12 protein-coding genes and 1 other annotated feature are annotated in these 11,236 nt (G+C 42.7%); all 12 genes read left to right on the forward strand.

Annotated elements, in window-relative coordinates:
• Positions 1-19 precede the first annotated feature (19 nt).
• The gene (locus AB4Z17_RS28065) at positions 20-361 is read left to right on the forward strand and encodes a hypothetical protein (protein ID WP_441963458.1); all 342 of its coding nucleotides are present in this window, start codon (positions 20-22) and stop codon (positions 359-361) included.
• Positions 358-585, forward strand: a complete 228-nt coding sequence (locus AB4Z17_RS28070) for a hypothetical protein (RefSeq protein ID WP_441963460.1) — start codon at positions 358-360, stop codon at positions 583-585. The genes AB4Z17_RS28065 and AB4Z17_RS28070 overlap by 4 nt, the downstream gene beginning before the upstream one ends.
• Before the next feature lie 94 nt (positions 586-679).
• Positions 680-941: a binding site (T-box leader), on the forward strand.
• Positions 942-983: 42 nt separating this feature from the next.
• Positions 984-2,630 carry a methionine--tRNA ligase gene (metG, locus tag AB4Z17_RS28075; RefSeq protein ID WP_441963462.1) on the forward strand — a complete coding sequence of 549 codons (1,647 nt, stop codon included), beginning with the start codon at positions 984-986 and terminating at the stop codon, positions 2,628-2,630.
• A 4-nt stretch (positions 2,631-2,634) separates the two neighbouring features.
• The gene (locus tag AB4Z17_RS28080) at positions 2,635-3,099 is read left to right on the forward strand and encodes an NUDIX domain-containing protein (protein WP_441963464.1); all 465 of its coding nucleotides are present in this window, start codon (positions 2,635-2,637) and stop codon (positions 3,097-3,099) included.
• 63 nt (positions 3,100-3,162) lie between these two features.
• Positions 3,163-3,549 (forward strand): VOC family protein, encoded by a 387-nt coding sequence (locus AB4Z17_RS28085; protein WP_441963465.1) that lies wholly within the window; start codon positions 3,163-3,165, stop codon positions 3,547-3,549.
• Between the two features lie 209 nt (positions 3,550-3,758).
• Complete coding sequence (locus AB4Z17_RS28090) at positions 3,759-4,676, forward strand: phosphotransferase family protein (RefSeq protein WP_441963467.1); 918 nt, start codon at positions 3,759-3,761, stop codon at positions 4,674-4,676.
• A 5-nt stretch (positions 4,677-4,681) separates the two neighbouring features.
• On the forward strand, positions 4,682-5,545 hold the full coding sequence (locus tag AB4Z17_RS28095; RefSeq protein WP_441963469.1) for a MerR family transcriptional regulator: 864 nt from the start codon (positions 4,682-4,684) through the stop codon (positions 5,543-5,545).
• A 53-nt stretch (positions 5,546-5,598) separates the two neighbouring features.
• A complete protein-coding gene (locus AB4Z17_RS28100; protein WP_441963471.1) occupies positions 5,599-6,513 on the forward strand; it encodes an NAD-dependent epimerase/dehydratase family protein in 915 nt (304 codons plus the stop codon).
• Between the two features lie 41 nt (positions 6,514-6,554).
• Positions 6,555-7,604 carry a hypothetical protein gene (locus AB4Z17_RS28105; RefSeq protein WP_441963473.1) on the forward strand — a complete coding sequence of 350 codons (1,050 nt, stop codon included), beginning with the start codon at positions 6,555-6,557 and terminating at the stop codon, positions 7,602-7,604.
• Positions 7,604-8,617, forward strand: coding sequence for a S66 family peptidase (locus tag AB4Z17_RS28110; RefSeq protein ID WP_441963478.1), 1,014 nt, complete (start codon positions 7,604-7,606; stop codon positions 8,615-8,617). Before AB4Z17_RS28105 ends, AB4Z17_RS28110 begins: the two co-directional genes overlap by 1 nt.
• A gap of 214 nt (positions 8,618-8,831) precedes the next feature.
• Positions 8,832-10,325: a glycoside hydrolase family 32 protein gene (locus tag AB4Z17_RS28115; protein ID WP_441963475.1), complete on the forward strand. Its 1,494-nt coding sequence runs from the start codon at positions 8,832-8,834 to the stop codon at positions 10,323-10,325.
• Between the two features lie 491 nt (positions 10,326-10,816).
• Positions 10,817-11,236, forward strand: a 420-nt coding sequence (locus AB4Z17_RS28120; protein WP_441963476.1) for a helix-turn-helix domain-containing protein, incomplete at its 3' end; no start/stop codon positions are given.

An 11,236-nucleotide genomic window follows, 5' to 3' on the forward strand; every position in this document is an offset into this window, starting at 1 on the left:
CTAGTTGAAACGCATGTTGATGGAAAAGGCAAATCATATTTATCCACCAGCGGGATTGAAGCAAAAGGTGCTTGAAGAAATCATGCTCGTTAATAAAAAAGGTGAGATGTTAGCTAAAGTTACAGTTGACACGCTAAATATAGACAATCCTTTTGACCAGATTATTAACTCATTGAAACCGGGAACGGGTAAAGCGATATACATCGTTCACGATAATCCGGATAAAATGATAAGCAATCAAACTAATTATGAAAAAGAAATATGGCATGAAGGCATAGAAGAGCTTCAAGAAAAAATAAAACCGTGGGGGCTGCGTTCGTATACGAGAAAGAAGGCATTGAATTCGAACTGCATATTTTGACGACAACCAAGAACAGAATTCATGTTCCGGACATCAACGATCATCTCATTGAGACCATTCTAGTTGGTGAAAAGGAAGGCATATACTTATCGGATGGGAAGCAGCATCAATTGATTTGGGTAACGGATGATAAGGGAAATAACATCCAATATGAGGTAAGGGCATTCGAGGTTTCGAAAATGTGGGTATGTGCAATCGCGGATAGTTTGATGGAGATACAATAAAGCAAGGTAGGAATAAGGAGATGTGGGCAGTAACATAATCACCTTGACTTGAAATATCATATTGAGTATAATTCCAATAAATTGAATATTCTAATAAAAAGCTATGATGAGAAAGAGTACCAAGGCGATGTCTTTTTACAGAGAGCCCCGGTTGCTGAAAAGGGGTAAAGAATAACTTTGGGAATATGGTCTCTGAGCTGCGCATCGAACCCTCATATGGTTGTAGGCTGCGCCGGAACCCGCACCCGTTACTGTGCTAGGGTATACATGCATAAGCATCGTACCTGAAGAGGTTAATGCCGCGAGGCATTAATAAAATTGGGTGGTACCGCGTGAGCACAGCTCTCGTCCCTTTGGGATGAGGGTTTTTTTGTTTGTCAAAAAAAGGAGGTATTAGGATGACAAATGTGTTTATTGGCGGTGCGTGGCCCTATGCGAACGGTTCATTGCATTTGGGAAGATTGGCGAGTGTATTGCCAGGGGATGTGTTGGCACGTTATTACCGCGCAAAAGGAAATAAGGTGTTGTACGTATCTGGAAGTGACTGCCACGGTACGCCTGTTGCGGTGCAAGCGATTCAGGAGGGTGTTTCTCCGGGAGATATTGCAGATCGATTTCATCAGGAATTTGCCGAATGCTTTAAACAGCTTGGGTTTACGTATGATTTGTATACTCGAACAGACCAGCCATTTCATCACCAAGTCGTTCAACAGTTATTTTTGGCACTTTTAGAAAAAGGACATTTATATAAAAAAACAATCCAACAAACGTATTGTGAAACAGATCAACGATTTTTGCCGGATCGATATGTTGAAGGGATTTGCCCTGTTTGCAGCAACCGTGCGAGAGGCGATCAATGTGATTATTGTTCAGCCTTGCTTGACCCAGCCGACCTTACAGACAAGACATGCAAGCTTTGCGGGAATCCTCCAATTGAGCGGCCAACGGAACATTATTATCTTGCACTCTCTTCCTTCCAAGCTGAATTGACTAAGTATGCAAAAAAAACAAAAGGCTGGAAAGAAAATGCAGTACAATTAACGCAAAGATATCTTGCAGAGGGGCTTCAAGATCGTGCGGCGACAAGGGATTTAGATTGGGGTGTGGAGGTTCCGGTTGCAGGGTTCGAGGATAAAAAAATTTACGTCTGGATTGAAGCAGTGAGCGGATATTTATCGGCAAGCAAGCAGTGGGCTGCTGAAACAGGCGGCAGCTGGGAGGCCTTCTGGAAGGACGGAAATGAGGAAATAACCGCTTATTATGTACACGGTAAAGACAATATCCCTTTTCATACACTAATATGGCCGGCTGTGCTGATAGGCGCCGAGGAATACCATTTGCCTGATCGAATTATCTCTTGTGAATACATGACGCTGGAAGGGAAAAAGTTTTCGACAAGCAATAATTGGGCGGTATGGGTGCCGGACATTTTGAAGCGTTATGAGCCAGACTCTATTCGTTATTTCCTGATCGCAAACGGTCCAGAGAAACGGGATACTGATTTTTCTTGGCGAGAATTTATTTATAGTCACAATGGAGAATTGCTTGGCGCATTTGGCAATCTAGTCAATCGTACGCTAGCGTTTGTAAATAAATCTTTTGAAGGAAACGTTCCTGAAAGCAAGCAGAACGCGGAATGGATGAAAGCCATTGCTTCTTTATATGTCGAGTCAGGTGCATGCATTGAAGAAGGACGACTAATGGAAGCGATTGAGTTGATTTTTGCTACTATTCGCAGAGCAAACAAATATTTTGATGAACAAAAGCCATGGGTTCAGATTAAAGAAAATCGAGAGGCTTGTGCTTTTACTATAAACACTTGCGTGCAAATTATAGCGAATCTGTCTCAATTGTTGAACCCGTTTATTCCTTTCTCATGCGAGAAAACAAGAAGGTTTCTAACTCTTCCTGAGCCTAGCTGGGAGTTCATTACTGTAGCTGCTAATCAAAAAATTCAAGGTTTAGAGCTGTTGTTTGAGCGTATTGACGTTGGTCGCATTGAGGAAGAAACAAATGCGCTAAAGATTCAATCCAAAAGGGAGTGAGCCTATGAATAAGAGAATTATCGTTACTGGCGGAGCCATTATTAAAGATGAAGCTGGAAGAATATTGTTACAGAGAAGATCAGACTACGGAGATTGGGGTCTGCCTGGCGGCGGAATGGAAGCGGGAGAAAAGATTGAAGAAACGATGATAAGAGAGGTGCTGGAGGAAACGGGTCTGCATGTAACAGAATATGATTTGTATTCCATTTATACTGGTCCCAATATGCAGTATCGATATCCTGATGGCAATGAAGTTGTATTCGTCATGTTTATCTTCAACGTGGCGGTAGATTTAACAGGTAAATTAGCTGAGGATGGTAAGAATGTACTGCATACGGACAGCAATAATGAGTCACWGCAGTTGGTTTTTACGAAATTGGAGGATATCGATATTGAATGCATTAGCAGCGTGCAGAAGCAGCTGTTTAGGGATCTATTGAATCATAAAACGGATATTTTGCGAGGTTGATGATTGAACTTTCTTTTTGTTGAAATAGTTAGAATAAATTATAAATTTTAGGAGTTGTTATTGGTGGAAAATAATAGTGTAAACTTGGTTCATTTGAAAGGACCATCATTGGTTTTTTTAGTAGCAGATTTACAAGATTCCGTTCATTTTTATGAAGAAATAGGATTTACTTCAGAAAATATCGGCGGACACATCCATATGAACTACGGAGATGTGACCTTTATTCTACACGAAGCTAAATTGAAAAGTAATATTCGGCCCAATTCGTCAGTAGAAGGCGGACTTTATTTTGATGCTTTCTGCTATACGAATCCAGAGGGATTAAGACAGTTACATAAGTTGTTTATTTCAAAAGAAGTGAAGATTGTGCAAGGACCGCATTGGTCAGATGGATGGAGTGAGCTTACCATTGTCGACAATAACGGTTATCGTATTGCTTTTGGCGGCTGAGCATTGTTTTTTAAGTCGATGTGCCCGAACTTAAAAGCCTTGATTTGAATAATGGCATAAAGCATGTCATTAATCGAAGTATGAGATAAAGTTGAAGCGTTGAGAAATAGTAGTTTTTGCCTAGAGTTGACTATGAAACGTTTTTTACCTTTGAGCGAGACAGCAGTGAAGCTAAAATAAATGTATAACTTTGTTAAGGAGCTGCTGCAATGCCTAATAAAAACGAGCTTATCTCATCATTATTATTAATGGCCAATGAATGGGGGTTAACCGATATTACGCCTCATGTGCTTAGTGAGGGTGGGAATCTAATTATTCATCTAGCTCCTTATCCCATTGTCGCAAGAATAGCGATTGCCCTCTCTGAAGCAGATGGAGAGTATGCATACAAGATACAGGATCGAGAGCTGCTTGTAGCGCGTTACCTTCATTCGATGAATGTCCCCGTGCTGCTGCCAACTAGCCTTGTTGATGCGGGTCCTCATAACGTGGCAGATACATGGCTGACGCTGTGGGCTTATGTCCCTCCTGCAGCCTTGCAACCTCCATCACCGAAGGAAGCAGTTGATCTTATTAATAAACTTTCTAAGGCAATGAAGGACTTCGAAGGTGATGTTCCTATGCTTGGCGTTTGGGAGCGCACTTGTCAATCAGCACAAAGATTAAGACAAAACCCCGATGAACGAATACAAGCTTTATTGCAGAAATTTCATAAATGGGACGAGAAGATGCGGGAGGAGCTAGACTTGTTAGTACCCAGTCATGGAGATGCCCATGCAGGGAACCTGATACCGAGCCCGGAGGGCTGGTTATGGATGGATTTTGAGGACATATCATTAATGCCCTACTACTGGGATTTGGCCTCCTATGTTGGCAACCTTGTTTTATTTGGTGGAACACAAGAGCCAACTTTCACATGTATGATGAATCATTCTGATATTGTTTCTGACAAAAAGGCTTTTGGTTTTGCAGTTTCTGCACGCATACTGATGTCTACCTTAGGCAATCTGGATTTTGCTCTCGCAGGGCATGGCGATTTGGAATTTGCGACGAAACAACTTGAATTAGCTGAACCCATTTTGCAGCAGATAGATTTATTAACAGGCGAGACTCTCAAAGGGGAATAGATTCGATGAGCAACGATCAATTCTACTCTATAGGCCAAGCGGCAAAGATATGTAATATCGCTGTTCAAACACTGCGCTTTTACGACAAGATCGGCTTGGTCATACCCAGCCATACGGATAAATCCACTGGTTATCGGTATTACTCCAATTATGAACTTCTTTATATTAAAATCGTCCAAGACATGAAAACATTGCAATTTTCGCTTGATGAAATAAAAGCTGCTTTAAAAGATGGAAGCTTAAGCAGTTTAATAGAGAAGCTTGAATTAAAACGAAGGAACACGATTACTGAAATTGAACAATTAGAGCAGCTTGTACAATTAATAGGAAAGCGATCGGAACAAATCAATTATTTGCTGGATTTAGGCGATGAGCTTAAAAACCTTGATGTGTTAGTGGAATTAAAACATTTGCCGGAGCGGCTTATCCTATCTGATCGCAGCAGATCAGCGTGCGGGATGGAAGCATCGGTTGTGAAGTTTACACGATTATTTCAGCAGGCGGAAGCAAACGGATTAATTCCGAAGCAATTGATGACGATTTACCATGAAAATATTTTGACATTTGATCGTGAGGATTCCGATTTGGAATTTTGTATTTCTACCGATTCTACTGGTGCTCAAGCTCCAAATGATTATAGCCGAATTGTCCCTGAAGGCGAGTATATTACAGCTCTTTATTGCGGAATTCCGAATGCCGAATCGTGCAAACGGATTTACAGCAAGCTGCTGGAGTGGATGGAGAAGCATAACTACATCGAAGCGGGCCCGTCGATTGAGCTGTATTTGGTTGATATGGCTCAAATGATGAAGCCGGAGGAGTTTATTGTAGAGCTTCAAGTTTCTGTTCGAAAAGCGTTGACCCTATAGTTACTATAGGGTTTATATTGTTTTTATTCACCAAATGGGGAGGAAAAAACAATATGAATGTGATTTTCGGAACGGGTCCGCTGGGCATGGCCGTCATGAGGGAGCTTGTTGCTCTTGGAGAACCTGTCAAAATGGTTAGTTTGAGCGGGAAAGCGACTGTGCCTTCAGGGGTGAGTGTAAAGCAAGCGAACGTAATGAATGAGGATGAGACAAAGGCCATAATGAAACATGCAAAGGTTGTCTTTCAGTGTGCGCAGCCGCCATATCAGAAGTGGCATGAGTTGTTTTTGCCTTTTCAGGAGCATATCATATCGGGAGCTATAGCTGCAGGAGCGAAGCTGGTCGTTGCCGAAAATGTATATATGTATGGGCAGGTTAATGGGAGCATGCATGAAGGATTACCTTACACAGCCGTGACTAAGAAAGGGAAAGTACGCGCAGACATGTCTAATCGTCTGCTGCAGCTCTATCAAGAGGGGATACTGCAGGTGACGATGGGTCGGGGAGCGGATTTTTTTGGACCGAATGTTCACCATTCTTCTGTTGGTTCACGGTTGTTCAAGCCGATAGTGAAAGGCAAAGCGTGCACGGTTATGGGGAATCCGGATAAGAAGCATACGTATACGTTTATCGATGATTTTGGGAAAGCGCTTGTCGTGTTAAGTCAACATGAAGATGCATTTGGCCGTGCCTGGCATGTTCCGAACGATGCTGCGGTTACAACAAGAGAATTTGTTGAAACAGCTTATCGACTTGCTGGATTCCCTGCAAACATTCAAACGATGGGGAAAACGATGCTTCGGATAGGGGGATTGTTTATACCGGCAGCTCGAGAAAGCATCGAAATGCTGTACCAGTTCGAAAATGATTTTATTATTGACAGCAGTCTATTTTCAGAGAGGTTTGGCTTCACGGCTACACCCTTAGAGGAAGCTATAGCTAAAACATTGGAATCGACTATAGTGTAGAGGTTTTGCAGGTGTGACCATGAAGAGATGGAGGTAGCCCTATGGATGAAAATAATCAATGGAGTGCTAACACACTGGTGAAAATTGATCATTACAAATTTAGTGGACTGGACAGTTCATTAATTGGTGCTATTAAATCTACGGCTGACTTTTATCAAATGCCTCTCTCGGCAGCATGGATTTATGGCATGACGGGGCTTGCTTTCTTACATGTCATTGATGAAAGACTAGTTGAACCTAACGGGGGACCTCCTGAGCCGGAGGTTTTTCGGCTTGTTCGCAATATTGGATTAGAGGTTAGTGGGCTGCATGCTTATGCGGAAGGAGAAGACTTTAAACGTCTGCAAGCGGAAGCGTGGGAGAAAGCAAAGCGCGCCTTACGTGCCAATCATCCCGTTTTTTCTAAAAATATTGATATTCAAAACCAGACATCTGTCGTGTACGCCCATGATGATCACGGTTATTATACATATAATTGGCATACAGGGTATGAGCACAGCGAAGATGCAATACCCTGGAGTTTCTTAGGTCTAAGCCGCTGTCCTTGTATAAACTGTGTAAAGAATGGTGAGAAATCCGAACAAAAAAACAAGGCAGGCGGCCTCATTTCTTTGCATTCGGTTGTTCCTATTCAAGCAGTAGACGAACGAACCGCTTTTATAGAAGCGCTTGATTATGTTATTCGTTTAAATGAGGATGGCGCTTATCGGTGGCAGGGCAAAACGTATCTCGTTGGCGCAAAAGCTTACGAACGTTGGCTGGATGCACTCGAGAGGGAAACGATGGATAAATATTATTTCAGTTTATTTATCGAAATTTTGTGCGAGGCTAGGAGTCATGCCGTGCAGTTCCTGACGGAATTAAAGGGAACATCATTAGGTATGGAAGGACAAAGCTTTAACGAGTTAATCCATACGTATAGACAAGTTGTCTCTCGATCTAATAAGCTGAAAGAGATGTATCCATATCAAGAGCCGCGAGAGCGCGAAGTGAAACAAAAAGAGCAATGTATAACCATCGTTAAAGAGCTAATGGCATTAGAGAATGACGCGTTTTCTATTTTAAAAGACATTTATGCTGGGGGACAATGATGATCAAATATCCGAGGTTTGAAGAAGGAGCAACGATAGGCGTAACGGCACCATCGAATGGGGTTTCTGCTTCTATGCATGACTCGTTTAAGCTGGCTTGCAGTCGTATGGAGACGAAAGGGTATTCAGTCATTTGCGGGGAGACAGTTTGGACGCAAAATAAAGCCAAATCATCACCTGCCAAAAAACGTGCCGATGAGTTTAATGAAATGATGAGCAGCGATCACATTGATATCGTCATTCCTCCATGGGGAGGCGAGCTGTTGATTGAGATGCTTGAATATATTGATTTCGACCGCTTAAATGATAAATGGATAATGGGCTATTCAGATATAAGCGTACTGCTATTTGCGACTACGTTAAAGACAGGCATAGCGACTGCACATGGCGCTAATTTATTTGATCTAAGAGGCGAATATTCGGATGAGACGACAGCCATGTGGCAACCGGTTTTATCTACTAAGGCGGGAAAAGCTATCATTCAATACTCGTCTAAAAATTATCAAAAAGAATGGCAGCACGATAATCCAACCCCTTATGTATTTCATTTGAACGAGCCTACATACTGGAAATCGACCTCCAACCAACAAGTGAAGACCGAGGGGCGTATACTTGGAGGCTGTATTGATGTGATTAGACATTTAGTCGGCACACCTTATGGTGATGTATCCGCTTTTCGAGAGCAGTTTATCGATGGTGAGCCTATTTTGTGGTACCTCGAAAACTGTGAGTTATCGACCGTAGATTTACGAAGATCACTGGTTCAAATGAAGCTGGCAGGCTGGTTTGAGCAAAGCCCATGCATTTTGTTCGGACGGAGTCCAGCAAATCAATCCGTAGATGGTTATACCGTTGAAGATGTGTATCAAGAGCTCGCAGAAGAGCTTCAAATTCCGATCATTTATGATGTGGATTGCGGGCATGTCCCTCCACAAATTACGCTCATAAACGGTGCTTATGCCGAAGTGGAAGTTAATGAGGGTAAAGGTATAGTCAAGCAGTATTTTAAATAGTGGCAAAGGTCAAAAGAATACTATTTGCAATATAGTGCTGATCCTAGAATTAAGAGAACGTAGCAGTTGTATTTACAGCAGAGGTGAGTCCGTCTACCGAAAGCAATGGCCTGGAGCTATTTGCGATCGGGAGGACGGATTGGTATAAAAAGTAAGCGTTTACACATGCTCAATTGGCGTGATGAAAATTCACAAGCAAGGATGGGTGATCAGGTTGGAAAATACGACAAGCAAACAAGACCTTCATCAACGTTATATTGCAAATGCGAATAAAGCGCTTCAAGAAAATGTGAAAACGATTGATACAACATATCGGCTTCATTATCATATGATGCCGCCAGCAGGCTGGATGAATGACCCGAACGGCATGATTTATTTTGAAGGACATTATCATTTGTTTTATCAACATGACCCCTATCAATCGAAGCAAGGTCCGATGCACTGGGGACATGCTAGAAGCAAGGATTTAGTTCATTGGGAGCATCTGCCGGTTGCGATAGCACCATCCGAGGATTATGACAAAGCGGAGTTTGGCGGACAGGGCTGTTGGTCAGGAAGCGCAGTAGATAACAATGGCGTTTTAACGTTAATTTATACGGGACATGTTGATGGCAAAACACCGGAAGAGGTTCAGGCTTTAGCAACGAGCACCGACGGTGTGACGTTCCACAAGTATGCTGCTAATCCGGTGATCGGTGATTCACCTGATGCGCAGCGGTTCGGGTTCCGTGATCCGAAGGTGTGGAAGCATGAAGATAATTGGCATATGGTCGTTGGTTACGGCAAAGACGGACTTGGCAAAGGGTTAATTTATACGTCGAGCGATCTGCTGAGCTGGGAATATCAAGGTGCTGCGGCGCAGAGTGATGGTACGATGGGAGATATGTGGGAATGTCCAGATCTATTCCCGCTTGGAGAAGGCAAGCAGCATACGCTGCTCATCTCCCCGATGAATATTGCACCAATCAAAAACCTGTATTTGTCAGGGACGTTCGATTACGCAAGCTGCCGCTTTGATAAGCAGCAGATGGGACAAATCGATTATGGCTTTGACTTTTATGCGCCGCAAACGCTGCTTGATGATCAAGGTAGAAGAATTATGATCGCATGGATGAACATATGGGGAGCGACGATGCCCGAGCAAGCGCATGGCTGGCTTGGCGGAATGACGCTGCCGCGCGAATTGACGTTAGCAGCCGATGGTACGGTGCGAAGCAATCCAGTGCCGGAGCTTTCCATGCTGCGTGGACAACAGGTTTCGGCGTCTGATGTAGCTCTATCAAGCAACGAATTTGTCAAAATAAATGGTTTCCATGGAGACTCTCTTGAAATGGATATCGTATTTGATCTGGCTGGAACGGAAGCCACAGAAGTAGGTATTCGTGTACGCAGCTCCGAGGATGGGACAGACTATACAGAAATTAGCTATTCCATAAGCGAACAAAAGATTTATATGGATCGTAATCTTGGCGGTGAAGGCGATGGCGGAGTTAGCGAGGCGCCGCTTCAGTTGTCTTCAGACGGGCGTTTGCAGCTAAGACTGTTTCTTGATCGCTCCTCTATTGAATTGTTTGCAGGCGAAGGCAGGGTCGCCATGACCAATCGGGTTTATCCGAGACCAGAAGATATAGGTATCTCTTTCTTTGCTCGCGGCGGCGATGCGCTGCTTCAAACCATGAATGCTTGGCAGATGCGCTCGATTTGGTAGATAAGTTGCAGGCAATTGGTTCGTGATTTTGTCTGCAATCTTCCCAAGGGCTGTTCCAAGCGTAGATTTATCTACGCCTGGGATAGCCCTACTTTATTTTGATGAAACTTAGGCAAAACGATGAGCTCCCCTTATCCAATACACGGCTTACGAACCTAAAAACTCTTATTTAAACCATTCAGAATGGATTAACATTGCAACGAACTCTAGAATCGTTATTTCGAGAAAAGCAGCTTATGACACCTTAAAAATCATGCTATAGCGTTAAATGTCCACAGAAAATAAAGTATTAGACTGAAAAATAAAGTTGTAGACTCGGAAAATAGCTTTAGACTTACGGGTGCTTCAAACGCTAACGGGCAGTTTAGTTCAACATCCTTTGCAACCAACGGTTGCATTTAATGGTACATTCAATTCAACATATACTCGATTTTGATTTCGCTTTCTTTATGATACTATTTGCTTAAGTTGAGTAATGGAGGTGATCCACAGTGTTAGATAATGTAAAAGTCGGTAAAAACATATTGGACTTGCGGAAGGGACTATCATTAACGCAAGTAGAACTTTCCAATTTACTGGGCGTAAGCCATCAAGCCGTTTCCAAGTGGGAACAAGGCGAATGTTTGCCTGATATCGAAGTTCTGCTAAAACTAGGACAGGTCTTCAGCAAATCTGTTGAAGAACTTCTTCTAAGTGAAAGGGTAAATGGGGAGCCAGTAATTCATGAAGTTAAGAATACTAAAATAGAAGCAACGGAACAACTTGATGTCTGGACAAAAGCATTGGACAAAATACAAAGCGAAATTTCAATTCCAAGCTTCAATACATGGTTTAAGAGTACGAAGGCAGAGTACGTGGAAAGTACATATTTAATTTACAGTCCGAACAACTTTACTACGGAATGGTTATAC

Source organism: Paenibacillus sp. TAF43_2 (genome assembly GCF_052113545.1).
Lineage (GTDB): Bacteria > Bacillota > Bacilli > Paenibacillales > Paenibacillaceae > Pristimantibacillus.